The organism is Flavobacteriales bacterium (genome assembly GCA_030584065.1).
Lineage (GTDB): Bacteria > Bacteroidota > Bacteroidia > Flavobacteriales_F > PHOS-HE28 > PHOS-HE28.
In genome coordinates this window covers 3806123-3824669 of record CP129489.1, presented here as the reverse complement: position 1 = coordinate 3824669, position 18547 = coordinate 3806123, and the positions used below count along the sequence as shown (strand labels likewise).

The window sequence follows — 18547 nt, the reverse complement described above, 5'->3', positions numbered from 1 at the left end:
GCAGCGCAGAACCCATCGCGTCCCCGTTGGAGCCCCCCTCCTTCCTCCCGCTCACCGTCGCCCTCTACTGGCGCCCCCTGGATGGCCCCACGGCCCTCATCCTGGTGGTGATCGGGCTGCTGCTTGTGTGCAGCGCCGCCTTCAGCGCCAGTGAGGTGGCCCTGTTCTCCCTCTCGCCCACCCAGCTGCGCGACTTGAAGGAGCGCGGCGGCGCTTGGGGCCAACGCGTGCTCGACCTGCTCGCGAAGCCGCGCAGGCTGCTGGCCACCATCCTCATCGCCAACAACTTCGTCAACGTAGGCATCGTCATCCTGAGCACGGTGGCCGTCACCTCGCTGCTGGAAATCGACCGGATGCCCGGCTACATGGTCTTCATCATCCAGGTGCTGGCGGTCACCTTCGTGCTGCTGCTGCTGGGCGAGGTGCTCCCCAAGGTCTATGCAACAGCGAACGCCATGCGCGTGGCCCAGCACATGGCCGGCCCCCTCACCGCCCTGCGCTGGGCATTGAAGCCCGTGAGCGAGACACTCGTGCGCAGCACCACCTGGATCGAGAAGCGCTACCGCAAGCGCGCTTCGCAGGGCATCTCAGTCGACGCCCTCGGCCATGCACTGGAGCTCACCAAGGATGCCAGCACCACCGCCGAGGAACAGCGCATCCTGCGGGGCATCGTGAAGTTCGGCAACTTCGAGGCGCGCCAGATCATGCGGCCGCGCACCGAAGTGGTGGGATTCGAGCGCGACCTCACCTTCAAGCAGCTCCTGGCCGCCATCGTGGACAGCGGCTTCTCGCGCGTGCCCGTGTACGAGGAGACCCTGGACCGCGTGAGCGGCATCCTCTACATCAAGGACGTGCTGCCCCACATCGCCAAGGAGGACTTCGACTGGCACGCGCTGCTGCGCGAGCCCTACTTCGTGCCGGAGAACAAGAAGCTGGACGACCTGCTGAAGGATTTCCAGACCGAGCAGGTGCACCTTGCCGTGGTGGTGGACGAGCACGGGGGCACCAGCGGCATCATCACCTTGGAGGACGTGATCGAGGAGATCGTGGGCGAGATCACCGACGAGTTCGATGAGGAGGACCTCATCTACAGCAAGCTCGACGACCGCACCTGGGTGTTCGAGGGCAGGGCGCCCCTCACCGATGTGTACCGCGTGCTGGGCATCGACGGGCAGGTCTTCGAGGACCACAAGGGCGACAGCGGCACCCTCGGGGGCTTCGTGCTGGAGCTCACGGGCCGCATCCCCAAGAAGGGCGAGGTGGTATCGCTGCGCAACTTCACCTTTGCCATCGAGGCCTCGGACAACAAGCGCATCCGCCGCGTGAAGCTGACCATGAACGATGAGGCCCGCTCCTAGCCTGCCGGTGCTGTTCGCGGCGCTGCTGATCGGCTGCGGCGAGGATCCGGTGCCCAAGCCCAAGGGCTGGCCGCGCATCGACCTGCCTCCCGTGGCCTACGCGGAACAGGCGGAAGCGGCCTTTACGGCCGAACGACCGGCCTATGCCAGCCTCGTGGAGCGCCCCCGGCAGGACAGTGCCCGCTGGTACGACCTGCGCTTCAAGGGCCAGCGCGCAACGGTGCACCTCACCTACAGCCCTGTTCGCGGCGACCTGCCCGCACTGATCGAGGATGCCCACGACTTCAAGCGCAAGCACGAGGCGAAGGCCGTCCGCATCCGGAGCGAGCGCGTGCTGCGGCACGATGAACGCGTCTTCGGCACCCTCTTCGATGTGGAGGGCGATGTGGCCAGCCCCTTCGTGTTCTACCTCACCGACAGCGCGCAGCACTTCCTCTACGGGGCGCTCTACTTCGATGCGCGGCCGAACGCCGATTCCCTGGCACCGGTGACCGAGCGCCTGCGCGCTGACATGCGCCACTTCGCAGCTACGTTGCGCTGGGCGCAGGCCGGCCGGTAGCGTGCAGCACGCTGACCAGGACCGCCAGCAGGAAGAGTGCACCGAACTGGTGCAGCACGCCCAGGGCGAGGCTGACATGGGTGAGCACGGTGAGTACGCCCAGCACGAACTGCATGGCGACGGCGGCGATCAGCCAGCGCCAGTGCAGGCCGGGCACGGTGCGGAAGCGCCAGGCAAAGCCCACGAAGGCGGCGGCCACCAGCCAGGCCAGGTTGCGATGCACGAATTGCACCCCGTCCCGGTGGTCGGCAAGGTTCTGCCAGAGTGAGCTGAAGGCCGTGATGTTCTCGGGCATGAACGCGCCGTTCATCAGCGGCCAGGTGTTGTAGATGCGGCCCGCATCGAGCCCGGCGGTGAAGGCGCCCCACACGATCTGCAGCGCCAGCAATGCGAGCAGCCCACGTGCCCAGCCGCCCGCAGGGCTCCGCTCCGGAGCGAAGCCCTTGCGCCCCAGCCGGATGTCGAAGACCGTCCAGAGCACCATGCAGAACACCGTGAAGGCCCCGCAGAGGTGGATGGCGAGCCGGAAATGGCTCACGTTCACCAGCAGCTGCCCGTTGGCATCGCGAAGGTCCACCAGGCCGCTCAGCACCATGAACCAGCCTAGGCTGGCCACGATGGCTCCGCCGAGCATGATCCACATGGCACGCCGCAGCAGCCAGCCCTTGAGAAGTCCACGGCGCCAGAACAGTGCGAAGGGGACGATGAAGATGATGCCCATGAGGCGGCCCCAGTTGCGGTGCATCCACTCCCAGAAGAAGATCCGCTTGAAGCCCTCCAGGTCCATATGGCTGTTCACCAACCTGTACTCGGGGATGCGCTTGTACTTCTCGAAGGCTTCTTGCCAGGCGGCCTCGTCAAGGGGCGGCAGCGCGCCCATGATGGGGTCCCATTCGGTGATGCTAAGGCCACTGCCGGTAAGGCGAGTGATGCCGCCGATCACAACCATGAGCGCGATAAGCACGCACCCGGTTGCCAGCCAGGCCGTCACGGGCCGCAATCGCCTACGCTCCTCATCCATCATGAGCCTGCGAAGCTATCAACACCACTGGCCGTGAAAGGTGCGGGCGGGTACCAGCACTCCAACACGCGCTGAACAGATATGCAGGCTGCAAGGGCGCTCAGAAGCGCAGGAGCCGGGAAAGAATGGCCAGCACGCTGGGAAGCACCACCTCCCGGGCCGAGATGCGGCCAAGGTCGGAACGCGCTTGGGCCGACGAGGCACCCTCGCTTCCGGTCACAGAACCCTCGCCCTTCACCCGCTTGGTGACCGCAATGGAGATCACCTTGTACTGGCCGTCATAGAGCGCCTGAATGGCCTCTACCATCTGGGCATCATTGAGCTTCGCGGCATCGTAGGTGACGATGGCGTGATCCGGGCCCTCCTCATCCATCTTGATCTCCGTGCTCACGGCGCCGAGGCCGGCCAGAGCCTTCTTGATGGAGCCGCCGCACATCATCTCGCAGCTCATGCCCTCTATGGCGAAGTCCGCAGTGGCCAAAGGCTCGCCGCTGGTGACGACCTCCTCCATCTCCACGCGCTCGATGCCGGCAACCGCCTTGTCCTGAACCGCCGGGCCGCTGCACGCGACGAAGGTGAGGAGGAAGGCGACCAAGGCGGGAAGGAGGAGCGCTTTCATGGCACGATGGGGGTTGACTCGATGATGGGACGCACAGCCCTGCCGGGAGGTTACAAATGTATGATGCTCAACCGGGAAGATAGCTTCGCGCCGCCATTCCGATGAGGACCGACCGCAGCCAGCGCACCTGGCTCCTGCTGGGTGCCCTTGCGCTCATCTGGGGCAGCAGCTTCATTCTCATGAAGCGGGGCCTCTACCACGAAGGGGTGCCGGTGCTCACCCCATGGCAGATGGCCACCGCCCGCATCGCCATGGCCTGGCTGGCGCTGAGCCCGATCCTGCTGCGCCACGCCGGCCTGCTCCGCCGCCACTGGTTGCCGCTCCTGGGGTCGGGGCTGCTGGGCAACGGGCTGCCGGCCCTGCTCTTCGCCACGGCACAGACGCGCATCGACAGCGCCCTCAGCGGGATGCTGAACAGCCTGACGCCCCTGATGACCATGGTCACCGGTGCGCTCTTCTTCGCCCTTCGCGTGCGCGGCGTGCACCTGGCGGCCATCCTCCTGGGCTTGTTCGGTGCCGCAGGCCTGGTCTATACCGGCTCGGGTACAGGGCACGGCTGGTCGTGGTTCGCGCTGCTGCCGGTGCTGGGCACACTGGGCTACGGATTCAGCGGCAACATCGTGAAACGGCACCTCTACGGCCTGCCGCCTGCGGCCACCTCGGCGCTGGCACTCACTTGGGTGGGGCCGCCGGCCATTGGCCTAGCCCTGGCCAGCGGGCTGCCCGAGAAATTGGCGACGGATCCGCGCGCTGCGACAGCATTGGGGTATGTGGCTGTCCTGGCGGTGATGAGCTCCGCTGTGGCGCTGATCCTGTGGAACATGCTCCTGCAGCGCACCACCGCCTTGCGCGCGAGCACGGTGACCTACCTGATGCCCGTGGTGGCCATCGGCTGGGGGCTGCTGGATGGAGAAGCCATCGGCTGGAGCCGCTTGGCCCTCATCGGGCTGGTGCTCGCAGCGGTTTACCTGGTGAGCAGCGCCGAACGATCAGGATAGCGCCCCCGCGGGGCCCGGAAGGACCCTTATCAACCGCGCCGTATGGAAGGAACGAAACAGGGCGCCCCCTGATGGCGTAAGAACCCGACCAATTTTGGACCCATGTACCTCGGACAGAAAGTCGTAGTGGTGCTCCCCGCCTACCGGGCGGCCCTCACCCTGGAGCAGACCTATCGGGAAATCCCCTTCGACATCGTGGACGAGGTGGTGCTCGTGGACGATAAAAGCCCGGACAACACCGTGGAAGTGGCCCGGAAGCTGGGCATCAGGCATGTGGTTCAGCACGAGGTGAACCGCGGCTACGGCGGCAACCAGAAGACCTGCTACGACACCGCGAAGAAGCTGGGCGCCGACATCGTGGTGATGCTGCATCCCGACTACCAGTACACCCCGAAGCTGCTGACCAGCATGATCGCGCTGATCGGCAACGGCGTGTACCCGGTGGTCTTCGGGTCGCGCATCCTGGGCAAAGGCGCGCTGAAGGGCGGCATGCCCATGTACAAGTACATCGCCAACCGCTGGCTCACCTTCACGCAGAACCTGCTCTGCGGCCAGAAGCTGAGCGAGTATCACACGGGCTACCGCGCCTTCCACCGCAAGGTGCTCGATGCCTGCCCCTACCACCTGTGCTCGGACGACTTCGTCTTCGACAACCAAATGATCGGCCAGATCTTCTGGCAGGGCTTCGACATCGCCGAGATCACCTGCCCCACGAAATACTTCGATGAGGCCAGCAGCATCAACTTCAGCCGCAGCATGACCTACGGCTTCGGCGTGCTCAACGTGAGCTGGCGCTACTTCCTGGCGCGCACGGGAATCATGGGCTGGAAGCTGCTGGGTGCCCGGCGGCCGCAGGCCTGACCGCCCGACCGCGACCGCTGGCCGCACGGCTTCTACCTTGGCGCCATGCCGACCCATGGCCGCCTGCAGCTACTGATCATCGCGGTCGCCGCGCTGCTCCTCATCCCCGGCCTGGGCGCTGTCCACCTCTTCGACTGGGACGAGATCAACTTCGCGGAGATCGCGCGCGAGATGGTCGCGAGCGGCGATTGGCTGCGCCCGCAGATGCACTTCGAGGCCTTCCACGAGAAGCCGCCCCTGTTCATGTGGCTGCAGGCCCTCAGCATGAAGGCCTTCGGCGTGGGCGAATTCGCCGCGCGATTCCCCAACGCCATCTGCGGCGTCCTCACGCTGTGGCTGCTCTACCGAATCGGCGAGCAAACACAAGGACGCGTCTTCGGCATGCTGTGGGCGCTGGCCTACATCGGATCCATCCTGCCCCACCTCTACTTCCGGAGCGGCATCATCGACCCGTGGTTCAATCTGCTCATCTTCCTCGGGCTGCACGCCATCATCACGCTGGTGCAACGCGACCCCAAGCGCGACCCCAACGCCATGAACGCGCGCAGCGACCGCCACGCCTGGATCGGGGGTTTCTTCCTGGGCCTGGCCGTGCTCACCAAGGGGCCCGTGGGTGTGCTGGTGCCCGGGCTGGTGGTGGGCGCGTTCTGGGCCTGGAAGCGCTTCCGCTTCGTGCTCAGCCTGCGCCGCATCGGCATCGTCGCGCTCGCCACTGCCCTAACTGTTTCCACTTGGGCGCTAATCGACCTGCTGCGCAACGGCCCCGAGTTCATGATCGCCTTCTTCTGGCGCCAGGTGGCCATGCTCACCACCGAGGATGCCGGCCACGGCGGGTTCGTGGGCTACCACTTCGTAGTGCTGCTGCTCGGTTGCTTCCCGGCCTCGGTGTTCGCCTTGCAGGAACTGCTGAGGCCCACACGAAGCAACGACGCCCATGTAAGTGACCACCGCCACTGGATGGTGATCCTCTTCTGGGTGGTGCTCATCCTCTTCAGCATCGTGAAGACCAAGATCGTGCACTACAGCAGCCTGTGCTACTTCCCGCTCACCTACCTCGCCGCGCTGCAGCTGGAGCGCATCTGGAGGAAGCAGGAGGGCTTCGGCTGGAGCCGCTTCCTGCTCGGCGGCCTGGGCACGGCGATCGCCCTGCTCGTGATCGCGGTCCCGTTCGCCGGCATGAGCATCGATGCGATCAAGCCCCTCTTCGCGCAGGACCCCTTCGCGATCGCGAACCTCGATGCGGAGGTGAAGTGGACGGGACTCGAAGCGATTGCCGGGCTCGTGCTGTTGGCCGGCCTGCTCACCGGGCATGCGCTCCATGGGCGCAGGAAGTTCCGTGCGGCCGTGCTCAGCGTCTTCGCAGGCGGGGCGCTCTTCGTCACCACCACGCTCTTCTTCTTCATCCGGAACATCGAGGGCTACTCGCAGCGCGCCGCGGTGGAGTTCTTCGCTGGCAAGGCCGACGATCGCTGCTGGTTGATCACCAAGGGCTACAAGAGCTATGTGCCCGAGTTCTACGGCCGGGTGAAGGAGGCGCAGCCAGATGAGGCCACGCTCTGGCGCGGCCCGATCGACCGCCCGGTGTACCTGGCCTGCAAGGTGACGCACGCGGAGGAGGTGGAGCAGCTAGGGACCTTCACAGAGCTCTACCGGAAGAACGGGTTCATATTCTGGGAGCGGATTCCCTAGGAATTCCGGGCAGCGCGGGTACCTTCGATGGCCAAACCGCACGCCTCATGATCCACTTGACCCCGTTCAAGCTCCTCGCGATCGCGATCCTGCTAGCCATCCCCTTCCGCGGGCTGGCGCAGGGCGACACGTGCACCACGGCGCTGATCGTGGGGAATGGACTTCATCTCGCTGATGGGCCAGCCACCGGGGACGGCCAAGGCGGCGTTAACTGCGGTGGTGGCCAGGACGGCGATTGGTACCGGTACACGCCGAATTTCACTGGAACCATCGTCATCACAAGCTGTCATCCACTGAACAACCAACAGGATGATGACACCTACTTGAAGGTGTTCACGGGCACATGCGGCAACCTGACGTGCATCGGGTTCAATGATGACATGGGCTCCCAGGCCTGCCCGGGCTACAGTTTCGCCTCGCAGATGGTTGTGAGTGTGACTTCCGGTCAGGACTATTTCATCGTGTGGACCGACACGTTCGACGGCGATTCGTTCTGGTGGGAGCTGCGCGAGTGCGCCGGCACGGTGACAGGCGTTACCTACCGCGACCTGAACAGCAATGGCATGCGCGACAGCGGCGAGCCGCAGGTGGACGCCATGCTCACCATCAACCCCGGCGGCCTCAACAGCTATTCCGGCGATGACCCCTACTCCTTCTGCAGCGCATTGGGCAACTACACCATCACCGCCATCCCACCGCAATACCACACGGTCACCCCGGCCTCGCAGAGCTACTCGGTGCCCGTGCAAGGCACGCAGGTCGTTGGGATGGACTTCGGCTTCCAGCCCATACCCGGCATCTATGATGCTGCCGTGAACCTCTGGGGCCAGAACGCCTGGATCGGCAACAACACCCAGTTGCATGTAGGCTACCAGAACCTCGGGAGCGAGCCTGTGAATGCCACCGTCAGCCTGACCCTGGACCTGGCGCTGAGCTTCGTCTCGGCGAGCGTGGCGCCCACGAGCGTGAATGGACAGACCATCATCTGGGCCTTGCCCACCCTGGCCCCCTTCAGCCAAGGCGTCATCAACGTCACCGTGTTCACGTCCATCACCACCGCCCCGCAGGCCCCCGTGCTCAATTACGTGGTGCTCACAGCCGTGGAGGACGACATCGACCCGACGAACAACGTGGACGACCAGCACGCGACCGCCGTCACGGCCATCGACCCGAATGACAAGCACGTGAGCGCCGTGAGCATCACCCCGGATGAGGTGATCGCGCAGGAGAAGCTCGCTTACACGATCAACTTCCAGAATACCGGCACCGCCCCGGCCGTGAACATCGTGATCAAGGACAGCCTCGACGCCGATTGGGACCTCAGCACCTTCGAGATGATCGGCGCCACGCACCCGTACACGCTCACGATCAATGAAGAGGTCGCCATTTGGACCTTCGCCAACATCATGCTGCCCGACAGCAGCACCAACGAGCCCGAAAGCCACGGCAGCATCCACTACCGCATGGCGCCCAAGACCACCTTGATGCTCGGGGACCAGCTCACGAACCGCGCGGACATCTACTTCGACTACAATGCGCCCGTGCTCACCAACACCACCGTGACCACCGTTGAGCTGAGCACGGCGATCGCGGAAGGCCCGGCGCGTCATGGCCTGGCGGTATCGCCCTCGCCCAGCAGCGGCCTGGTGAACCTCTGCTGGAACGATGCCCGGCTGAACAACGCGCGCCTGACCGTGACCGACGCCTTGGGCCGCGTGGTGCACACCACATCCATGACCACGAGCACGAATTCGCTCAGCCTTGACCTCAGCATCCTGCCCGCAGGAAGCTACGTGGCAAGGCTCAGCGGCGCCACCGAGGCCTGGGCGCGCTTCGTCATCCAGCGCTGACCACGCACCATCATTTCCCAGGAGGGCGCCCGTTCGGCGCCCTCCTTCTTTCCGCACATTCGCTGCATGGACCTGAGCGACATCCTCACCCACCTCGGCGAAGACCGCGAGCGCGGCCTCGATGCCGTGGTGCCGCCCATCGTGCAGAGCGGCAATTTCACCTACGCGACCGTGGCCGCGATGCGCGCCGTGGTGCAGCATGAATTCGACCGGCCGCTGTACACGCGCGGCTTCAATCCCACGGTGGCCATGCTGCGGCGGAAGGTCGCGGCGCTCGAAGGGGCCGAGGACGCGCTCGTCTTCAGCAGCGGCAGCGCGGCCATCGCGGCGGCGGTGATCGCCTTCACCAAGGCCGGCGACCACATCGTCTGCGTGCACAAGCCCTACAGCTGGACCCGCAAGCTGCTCGTTGACCTGCTCGCGCGCTTCGGCGTGGAGCACACCTTCGTGGACGGCACCGATGCGGAGAACTACCGGAAAGCCATCCGTCCGAATACGACCTTCTTCATCCTGGAGAGCCCCAACTCGCTCACCTTCGAGCTGCAGGACATCGCCGCCGTGTGCGCCATCGCGAAGGAGCGCGGCATCATCACGCTCTGCGACAACAGCTTCAGCAGCCCGCTCTTCCAGAACCCGATCGAACTGGGCTGCGACATGGTCGCGCACAGCGCCACCAAGTACCTGAACGGGCACAGCGATGTGGTGGCGGGCGTGCTCGCCGGGTCGAAGACGCACATGCGTCAGGTCATGAGCCGGGAGCTCATGACGCTGGGCGCGGCGCCCTCACCGCACGATGCCTGGCTGCTGATGCGCGGCCTGCGCACCTTGGAGCTGCGCGTGAACCGCAGCGCCGACAGCGCCGAGAAGGTGGCGCGCTTCCTCGAGGCGCACCCGAAGGTGAAGCGTGTGCATTGGCCGGGCTTGCCCTCGCATCCGCAGCATGCGCTGGCCCTGAAGCAGATGAAGCGCGTGGCGGGCTTGATGACCATCGAGCTGGATGCGCCCGACGTGCCCGCCGTGGAGCGCTTCTGCGACAGCCTCGAGCGCTTCCTGATCGCCGTGAGCTGGGGCGGCTACGAGAGCCTGCAATGGCCGGTGTGCGCATTGCAGGGGCCCAGCGGCTATTACACCGACCTGCCGTTCACCATGGTGCGTCTCTACATCGGGCTGGAGGATGCGGATGCCTTGATCGCCGACCTGGCCCAGGCGCTGGAGCGCATCTGAGCCGGTCAGGGCATCGGCCCGGGACGCACGCGCAGCAGCCGGCCCGGGTCATTCATTGCGCGCAGGAGCGCCTCGATGGCCATGGCAGCATCGGCCTCCTCCTGCTCGCGCAGCACCTCGAAACGGCTTTCGACCCGAACGTTGCGCGCATCGATACGGGTGGCCTCCAACGTGTAGCGGGCTCCCGGCGTGCTGAAGCTTTCCTGCAGGCGCGTGAGGTCCATCACCTCCACCGGCTCGGCGAACTCGATGTCGAGGATGAAGCGGTCCGTCTGCGCGAAGTCCCACCAGAACGGGAGGTGGCGACCCTCGCCGCTGAAGCGGCCAGGAACGGCATGCGCCAGGAAGGGCCTCAGGTCGAAAGCGAACCATCCATCGCCCTCATCGCGGCGGAACCCGGAGAGGCGCAGCGCCTGCTGCTCACGGTAGCGGAAGGGCGGATCGCTGCTCAGCTCATGCTCGCCAAGGCGATGCGCATCCGCTCCGGGCATGCGCGCGGGCAGGTGGCCATAGTTCGGATGCACGGTGCTGTCGCTGCGGTCGCCGAGGAAGGCCGCGCGTCCCAAGGTGCTGAACTGCCCGCTCAGGAAGATCCGCGCTTCGCTTTCCGCGTCGGGCTCCCCCAGACCGATGCGGATCCGATGCTCGATGGCACGCACGTTGGCCGATCCGTCGCTCACCGGAAGCTCGACGTAGAGCGGTGGCCGCGGGTCGTCCTCGATCAGGCGCTGACGGTCGATGAGCAGGGCCATGGTGCCCTCCCAATAGAAGGGCAGCTCGTTGGCGAACCAGCCGTGCCGCTGCCGCTTCGGGTGCATCCAGAGCATCCCCTCGCCGTCCCTCACGCCGAAGAGCCACTCGGCATCCCACATGGGCGTGGTGAAGCGCTCGTTGAGCGCGCCGGAGCGCCTGTCGAGCACATAGGCCGTGACATAGGGCAGCCGCTCCATCTGGATCAGCTTGCTGTAGAGGTTGTAGCGGCTGATGTCGCGCAGGCGCATCGCCTCCACCTGGTCGCCCATGCGTTCCAGGTCACGATCGGCATCCAGGTACCACCCTCGGTCGCTGGCATAGTCGAAATCACGTGCGATGCGCTCGTGCAGGGCCTCCACGCGCCGCGCCCTCAGGCTGTCTGAAATGCCTGAGCAGGTGCGCTCGATGAAGCGCTTCATCAAGGTGCTCTGCCGGTCGGGGATGCGCTTCAGCGCCACGCGCCGCCACCATTCGGCCTTGGCCTCGCGCAGGCGCACCACCTGCAGCCAGGGCTGCTGCGGGATGGGCAGGCCGCTGAGGCGCTCGCGGCGCCAGTAGCGCAGGTCATCGGGCATCCAGGTGACCACGATATGCGGCAGCCCGCGCCCCTGGTCGCCATTCACCTCGTCCATGCATCCGGACAGATCGGTGCGATGCCAGCGAGCGGTCCGCTCATCGCCGCTGCGCTCCACGCCATCCGGTGGGGCACCGCCCAGCTCAATGCCGTGCTTCGCGTGGTAGCGCAGCTCCATGCGCTGCTCGCGCACCGGCAGCGGACCGTTGAAGAACACACGCCAATTGGTGAGCCGTGCCCAGTTGTCCATCCAGAGCAGGCCACGCATGCCGTAGGTGTGCGGCGCATTGCTGTCATAGGGCAGCATGTACTTCCACCGGTACTCCACCACATCGCCGGGCATGATGCCAACGGGGTAATGCGTGATGGCCATGGTGGCCTGCAGCGACAGGGGATTGCCCAGGAAGCCCTTCGCGGCGCGGGTGTCAACCGGCAGCTCAGTCCAAGAGCCATCAGGCCGGATCACGCGCGCCGCGAAATGATCGACGCGCAGGTTGAAGAGCAGCGGATAGGGGCGCGTCTCCAGGCGCTCGTAGGGCTTTCCATGCTCATCGTAGGGCGGGTCGAGGCTCTCGGGGAGAACAACGGGGGCGTAGCGCTTGATGTCCTCCTGGCTGGCGAAGCGGACCACCCGGCGCCGCTCGAAGAAGAGCGCCAGGAACTCCGGCTTCACATTCCGGATACGGATGGAGAACTCATCGTCGAGGACCTCCGAGGCGAGGGTGCGGCCTTGCTCCCAAGTGGTGTCCCAAACGGCCGTGTCACCCCAGGTGAATGGGAGCTGCGCGCGGACCGATACGGCCGCGCAGCATGTGGTGAGCACGATGACGAACCGTAGCGATCGAGCGCTCATGGGTGGAACAGCCACCCGAAGCTAAGCGGTGACGGCCGGCTTCCCTACTTCTTCCGGAAGAAGAGCCGTATCGGCACCCCCGTGAAGCGCCAATGCTCGCGCAGGCGGTTCTCGAGGAATCGCTCGTAGCTGGGCTTGATGTACTGCGGCAGATTGCAGTAGAAGACGAAGGTGGGCACATGCACCGGCAGCTGCTGCACGAACTTGATGCTCACCTCCTTGGCCTTGTACATCGGCGGCGGCTGGCGCTCGATCTCGGGCAGCAGGGCATCGTTCAGCTTGCGCGTGGGGATTCGGCGCTTGCGGTCCTCATAGACCTGCATGGCCACCTCCATCACCTTCAGCAGGCGCTGCTTCTCCAGCACGCTGGTGAATACCACGGGCACGTCGGTGAAGGGCTCCATACGCCGCTTCACCTCCGCCTCGAAGTCGCGCATGGTGTTGGTCTCCTTTTCTACAAGGTCCCACTTGTTCACCACCACCACCAGCCCCTTGCCGTTCTTCTGGATGATGGAGAGGATGTGGAGGTCCTGCTGCTGCATGGCTTCGCGCGCATCGAGCATGAGCAGGCATACATCGCTCTCCTCGATGGCGCGGATGGAGCGCATCACGCTGTAGAACTCGATGTCCTCATCCACCTTGGCCTTCCTGCGGATACCGGCGGTGTCGAGCAGGATGAGGTCATGGCCGAAGACGCTCCAGCGCGTGTTGATGGGGTCGCGCGTGGTGCCCGCCACCGGGGTGACGATGCTCTGCTCCCGGCCCAGCAGGGCGTTCACCAGGGATGACTTGCCCACATTGGGGCGGCCCACGATCGCCAGCTTGGGGATGTCCGGATCGGCCTCCTCGCTGGGCTTCTTGAAGGTCTTCAGCAGCTCATCGAGGAGATCGCCTGTGCCTGCGCCGCTGGCAGCTGCGATCGCATGCACCTCGCCCAGGCCCAAGGCGTAGAAATCGGCTGCCAGGTATTGGCGGTCATGGGTGTCCACCTTGTTGGCTGCGAGGATCACCGGTTTCTTCGCCTTCCGGAGCATCTCCGCGATGGCCTCATCCGCGCCGGTGATGCCGCCATTGACATCGACCATGAAGAGGATGGTATCGGACTCCTCGATGGCGAGCCTGACCTGCTTGCGGATCTCGGACTCGAATAGGTCATCGGTTCCGCTGATGTACCCCCCCGTATCGATGACGCTGAAGACGATGCCGTTCCATTCGCTTTTGCCGTAGTGGCGGTCGCGCGTGGTGCCGGCCGTGGGGTCGGTGATGGCTTCGCGCCGCTCGATCAAGCGGTTGAAGAGCGTGCTCTTGCCCACGTTGGGGCGGCCTACGATGGCGACGATGTTTCCCATGGTTCAGCTCAGGGTGAATGGCGGATGGTCATTGGTGAATGGACAGAGGCATCACTTGGGCAAGAGCCTCCATTCGCATATCGCCATTGACCATTCACCCTGCATTATCAATATCCGTATCGCTTCAGTTTCGCTTCATCTTCCCGCCAGTCGGGGTCCACCTTCACCTTCAGGTCCAGGAAGACCTTGGTGCCGATGAAGCGCTCGATGGCCAGGCGCGCCTCGGTGCCCAATCTGCGCAAAGCCCTGCCGCCCTCGCCGATCACGATCCCCTTCTGGCTCTCGCGCATCACGATCACATCGGCCTGGATGCGCACCAGCGCCCCCCCTTCCTCATAGCTGTTCACCACCACTTGGGAGCTGTATGGGATCTCCTGCTTGTAGAAGGTGAGCATCTTCTCCCGGATGATCTCGCTCACGAAGAAGCGCATGTTGCGGTCGCTCAGCTCATCCTTCGGAAAGTAGGCGGGATGCTCCGGCAGGTGCGCGATGAGCCAGGCCTTCAGCTCCGCCACATTGAGGCCATGCAGCGCGCTCAAGGGCACCACTTTCGACTCGGGCAGAGCCGCCTGCCATGCCTCCAGCGCAGGCAGCACCAGCTCCTCCTTAGCGGCGTCCACCTTGTTCACCAGCAGCACCTTGCGGCCCTTGAAGCGGCGCGCGCGCTTGAGCACGTTCTCGGCCTTCTCGGGCTTCTGCCCCACCTCCACCAGCACGACAAGGATATCAGCATCGATGAGGGCCTCGTCCACGACGCTCATCATGCGCTCGTGCATCTTGTACTGGGGGTCGAGGATGCCCGGGGTATCGCTCAGCACCAGTTGGTAGTCATCGCCATTGAGGATGCCCAGGATGCGGTGCCGCGTGGTCTGCGCCTTGGGGTTGGCGATCACCAGCTGCTCGCCGAGTAGAGCGTTGAGCAGGGTGCTCTTCCCCACATTGGGCTCCCCGATGATGTTGACGTATCCAGCCTTGTGCGGCATGCCTTCGCGAATATCGCCGCCTTGGCTCATGGAGCGTGCGGATGGAAAAGCGAAGGCCCGGGGTTGACCGGGCCTTCCTTCGTAGCGGGGGCAGGACTCGAACCTGCGGCCTTCGGGTTATGAGCCCGACGAGCTACCATCTGCTCCACCCCGCAATGGACCGCAAATATAGGCATCGGCGGCTCATCCTCCGCCTAATCCACGACTTTCCAGGAAATGGGAGCCAGATCGTAGGTGCGTGTCCCTGCCGGAGCACCCTCCAGCCGGGCCTTGATGTCCTCGAAGATCACCCGGTCGCCGTTCCGCAGCTTGCCGAGCACGGTCTGCAGGTTGGCATCGAAGGCGGCGCCCGTCACTTGCCGGTCGATCGGCTGGGAGCCGCGCTCCACGATCATCCTGAAGCGAAGCACCTCGTACTTGGCGCCGAACTCGCTGTCGGGCAGCTTGGCGAAAACGGCCCGGGCGGCTTGCAGCTCGGCCTTCTTGATGCGGGCATCCAGAGCGCTCTTGCCGGCGACGAACGCCATCGGTGGTGGCAGGTCCTTCACCCGGAACCGCATGGGGCCCACCCGCCGGGTGCTGCCATCGGGCAGGGTCACTGTGGCGAACACCTCGGCCGTGCTCCCGCTCATGCCACTGGCCACCCAGCCCTGACCACTGCGCACGATGCGCCCCGTGCTGATGCCCGCCTGGACCCGCTCGGCCGGCACGCCCGGTACGGACAGCTCGATGGGATTGTCCACCCCGCGGTAAAGCACGTTCATCTTGGTGGGCGAGGCCACCAGAAGCGGCGCCATCACCTGGTAGGTGGTGGCATAGGGCACCTCCACCGCACCGTTGGGGCCCTCGAAGTGCATCACACCCTCCACGCGCTGCTCACCGACGGCATCGGCACGCACGCGCAGCTTGGCCTTGCCATCGGTCCCCACGGGAAGCGCACGGCCGTCCTTCAGCAGCACGCGGGCCGGATTCTCCGGATCGTAGGCCGCCAGGAACACATCGGCGCGGAAGGAATCGCCGGCCATGACGAGGTTGCTCTGCGGCACCACGGCACCGGTGAGCGTGCCGAACCGGTAATCGTCCATCTCGGCGCTGCGGTAGAGCCACTTCACCATGTCGTTCTCCGCCGCGCGTATGTCGGCCTGCAGCTTGCTCAGCGTGGCAACCCCGGCCGCCAGCGGCACATCGTAGAAGTTGGTGCTCTCCCAGTTGTTCCAGGTGCCCGAGGCATCGCGCCGGTCGCCCTGGTCGAAGAGCTGGTCCAGCGCCGAGGCGAGGGCCTGGCCGCGCTCACCGGCCATCGCCTTCAGGCTGTCGCGGAAGGCGGCGATGCGCAAGCGCAGGTCATGCGCCGTGCCGGGCCCCTGCTTCGGCGTGGCGGGCTCGCTGCCCACCAGCTCGCGCGTCAGCACATCGCGGTCGTCCTTCGCTTCCAGGGCCAGCAGGGCGCGCAGGGTATCCCGGCCGTCGGCATCGCGTCCCTGCAGCGCGTTCACTTCCAGCCCATCGGCGGAGGCCAAGGCCTGCAGCTTCATGCCTTGGATGTGACGCACCAGCGAATCGGCCATGGCCTGCACGCGCAAGGCCCGCTGGTGCGAAGCACCGAACTTGTCCGGGAAGCGCTGGGCCGCCTCCGCGAACACGGTGTACTCCACCCGCGAACGCTGCTCGTGCGCCCGCTCGCTGCGCACCAGTTCGGCGTCCATGATGGCGAACGCGTCCAGCACCTCCTTGCTCACATTCATCGCCAACATGGCGGTGAGCACGAGGTACATCATGTTGATCATCTTCTGCCGGGGAGGCATCTTCATGCTGGCCATGGCTGCTCGGTGTTGGAGAGGGAACGCTCCATGCGCTCCGCCAACAACACGAATGCCGCGACCTCGGAAGGGTAACGCCGTGACGCGCGCTCACACGCCCTCGCCGAGCTCCTGCAGCTGTGCGGAGGCCCGCTCCCAATCGCCCATCACCGCGGCGATGCGTTCGGCCAACTTGCCCAGGCGATCGTAGCCGTTCTGCAAGGCTTCGGCGGAAAGGCCGCTCCTCATCACCTCGGCCTGGAGCTGCTTCTCCTCCTGCTCCAGCGCGGCCAGCTGTTCCTCCAGGCGGAGCACCTGGCTCTGCACGCGACGACGCTCCCTGTCGCGGTCGCGCTTGTCGCGCTGATCGCTGTTGCGCGCCGCCTTCTCCTCCTTCACGCGCGCCGATGAACGGCCGATGTCCGCGCTCTGCAGGGCCTTGCGCCTCTCGATCAGCTCCAGGATGTCCATGTGCTGGTCGCGAATGCGGAACTCGTCGAGCTCGAGGATGCGGTTGGTGAGGCCGGTGAGGAAATCCCGGTCATGGCTCACGAGCAGGAAGGTGCCGTCGTAGTTCTTCAGCGCCTCCTTCAGCACGTCCTTGCTCTGGATGTCCAGGTGGTGCGTGGGTTCGTCGAGGATGAGGAAGTTGAGCGGCTTCAGCAGCATGCAGCACAGCGCCAGGCGTGCGCGTTCACCGCCGCTCAGCACCTTCACCTTCTTGTCCACGTCCTCGCCGCTGAACATGAAGGCGCCGAGCATGGCGCGCACACGCACCCGGTTCTCCTCGCTGGCCGCATCCTCGGCGGTCTCCAGCACGGTGCGTTGCGGGCTCATGCGCTCGGGCATGTCCTGCGCATAGTAGCCCACGATCACGTTGTGACCCAGGCGGATCTCGCCGTCGAAGGGCTCCTCGCCCATGATCATCCGCACCAGCGTGGACTTGCCGGTGCCGTTGGCGCCCACCAGGGCCAGGTGCTCGCCCTTGGCGATGGTGAGCTCGGCGTGGCTGAAGATCGTCTTCGCCCCATAGGCCTTGCTCACGTCCTTCACCTCGCACACGATCTTGCCGGAACTGGGCGCGGGCGGGAACTTCACCAGCATCTTGCGCAGGTCCTCGTCCTCCTCCTCGATGCGCTCCAGCTTCTCCAGCTTGGTGATGAGGCTCTGGGCGAACGCGGCCTTGCTGGCCTTCGCACGGAACTTGTTGATGAGCGCCTCGGTCTCCTTGATGTAGCGCTGCTGGTCCTTGGCGGCGGCGGACTGCTGCTCACGTTCCACCTTGCGCAGCTCCACGTACTGGCTCCAGGAGGCCTTGCGGTCGATGATGCGGCCGCCGGTGACCTCGATGGTGCGCTTGGTGAGGCGGTCGAGGAAGGTCTTGTCGTGCGAGATGAGCACCAGCGCGGACGGATAGGTGCGCAGCAAATCCTCCAGCCACTGGATGGCGGGCAGGTCGAGGTGGTTGGTGGGTTCGTCCAGCAGCAGCAGGTCGGGCTGCATCAGCAGGATGCGGGCGAGCTCGGCACGCATCCGCCAGCCGCCGCTCAGCTCGCTCATCAGGCGGTGCATGTCGGCGCCCACGAAGCCGATGCCCTTCAGCATCCGCTCGATCTGCATGTCGTGGTCGGCCGCGCCGATGGTGTTGAGCCGCTCGTGCGCATGGGCGAGCAGCGTGGCCAGCTCCATGGCCTCCTCGTCGGTGGTGGCCTTCTCCAGGTCCTTCTCGATGCGCTCCAGCGAGGCCTGCAGGGTGAGGGCCTCCTCGAAGGCCTTCTCGGCCACCTGCCAGGGCGTGAGCTCCAGGTTGTGTGCCATCTCCTGCGGCAGGTAGCCGAGGGTGAGCTCCTTGGGCTTGCCGATGGTGCCCTTGTCGAAGGGCTGCTTGCCGGCGAGGATCTTCAGGAGGGTGCTCTTGCCGGCGCCGTTGCGGCCCACCAGGCCGATGCGATCGTCGGTCCCGATGAAGAACGAGACGCCATCGAACATGGGCCGCTGGCCGAAGTGGAGGGTGAGGCCCTGGACGGTGATCATCGCTGCGGAAAAGCGCGCGAAAT

Annotated in this window: 14 protein-coding genes and 1 tRNA gene; 7 read left to right on the top strand and 8 right to left on the bottom strand. The window is 65.4% G+C overall.

The window, feature by feature from the left end:
• Positions 1 to 26: 26 nt before the first annotated feature.
• Positions 27 to 1358 carry a gliding motility-associated protein GldE gene (gene gldE / locus QY325_15960; protein ID WKZ66244.1) on the top strand — a complete coding sequence of 444 codons (1332 nt, stop codon included), beginning with the start codon at positions 27 to 29 and terminating at the stop codon, positions 1356 to 1358.
• Positions 1342 to 1917, top strand: a complete 576-nt coding sequence (locus QY325_15955; GenBank protein WKZ66243.1) for a hypothetical protein — start codon at positions 1342 to 1344, stop codon at positions 1915 to 1917. The genes gldE and QY325_15955 overlap by 17 nt, the downstream gene beginning before the upstream one ends.
• Here QY325_15955 and QY325_15950 read toward each other — a convergent pair.
• Positions 1886 to 2941, bottom strand: a complete 1056-nt coding sequence (locus tag QY325_15950; GenBank protein WKZ66242.1) for a COX15/CtaA family protein — start codon at positions 2939 to 2941, stop codon at positions 1886 to 1888. The genes QY325_15955 and QY325_15950 overlap by 32 nt on opposite strands.
• 97 nt (positions 2942 to 3038) lie before the next feature.
• Entirely contained in the window at positions 3039 to 3557 is a 519-nt protein-coding gene (locus QY325_15945) for a heavy-metal-associated domain-containing protein (GenBank protein ID WKZ66241.1), read from the bottom strand.
• Between the two features lie 101 nt (positions 3558 to 3658).
• Between QY325_15945 and QY325_15940 the strand changes: the two genes are divergently transcribed.
• The 5 genes from QY325_15940 to QY325_15920 all read left to right on the top strand — a co-directional run bounded on the left by QY325_15940 (position 3659) and on the right by QY325_15920 (position 10179).
• Positions 3659 to 4555 (top strand): DMT family transporter, encoded by an 897-nt coding sequence (locus QY325_15940; protein WKZ66240.1) that lies wholly within the window; start codon positions 3659 to 3661, stop codon positions 4553 to 4555.
• Positions 4556 to 4657: 102 nt separating this feature from the next.
• Complete coding sequence (locus tag QY325_15935; GenBank protein ID WKZ66239.1) at positions 4658 to 5416, top strand: glycosyltransferase family 2 protein; 759 nt, start codon at positions 4658 to 4660, stop codon at positions 5414 to 5416.
• 45 nt (positions 5417 to 5461) lie between these two features.
• Positions 5462 to 7105, top strand: coding sequence for a glycosyltransferase family 39 protein (locus tag QY325_15930; GenBank protein ID WKZ66238.1), 1644 nt, complete (start codon positions 5462 to 5464; stop codon positions 7103 to 7105).
• Positions 7106 to 7152: 47 nt separating this feature from the next.
• Complete coding sequence (locus QY325_15925) at positions 7153 to 8955, top strand: T9SS type A sorting domain-containing protein (GenBank protein ID WKZ66237.1); 1803 nt, start codon at positions 7153 to 7155, stop codon at positions 8953 to 8955.
• Between the two features lie 66 nt (positions 8956 to 9021).
• Positions 9022 to 10179 (top strand): aminotransferase class I/II-fold pyridoxal phosphate-dependent enzyme, encoded by a 1158-nt coding sequence (locus QY325_15920; GenBank protein WKZ66236.1) that lies wholly within the window; start codon positions 9022 to 9024, stop codon positions 10177 to 10179.
• 5 nt (positions 10180 to 10184) lie between these two features.
• Here QY325_15920 and QY325_15915 read toward each other — a convergent pair whose 3' ends face one another.
• The 6 genes from QY325_15915 to QY325_15890 form a co-directional block, all read right to left on the bottom strand.
• Positions 10185 to 12359, bottom strand: a complete 2175-nt coding sequence (locus QY325_15915) for a hypothetical protein (GenBank protein ID WKZ66235.1) — start codon at positions 12357 to 12359, stop codon at positions 10185 to 10187.
• A gap of 44 nt (positions 12360 to 12403) precedes the next feature.
• Entirely contained in the window at positions 12404 to 13708 is a 1305-nt protein-coding gene (gene der / locus QY325_15910; protein ID WKZ66234.1) for a ribosome biogenesis GTPase Der, read from the bottom strand.
• Between the two features lie 107 nt (positions 13709 to 13815).
• Positions 13816 to 14691, bottom strand: a complete 876-nt coding sequence (era, locus tag QY325_15905; protein ID WKZ66233.1) for a GTPase Era — start codon at positions 14689 to 14691, stop codon at positions 13816 to 13818.
• Positions 14692 to 14773: 82 nt separating this feature from the next.
• Positions 14774 to 14846: transfer RNA gene (locus QY325_15900), tRNA-Met, on the bottom strand.
• Positions 14847 to 14885: 39 nt separating this feature from the next.
• Positions 14886 to 16511 (bottom strand): gliding motility protein GldM, encoded by a 1626-nt coding sequence (gene gldM / locus QY325_15895; protein ID WKZ66232.1) that lies wholly within the window; start codon positions 16509 to 16511, stop codon positions 14886 to 14888.
• Between the two features lie 90 nt (positions 16512 to 16601).
• Positions 16602 to 18524 (bottom strand): ABC-F family ATP-binding cassette domain-containing protein, encoded by a 1923-nt coding sequence (locus QY325_15890; protein WKZ66231.1) that lies wholly within the window; start codon positions 18522 to 18524, stop codon positions 16602 to 16604.
• Positions 18525 to 18547: the final 23 nt, after the last annotated feature.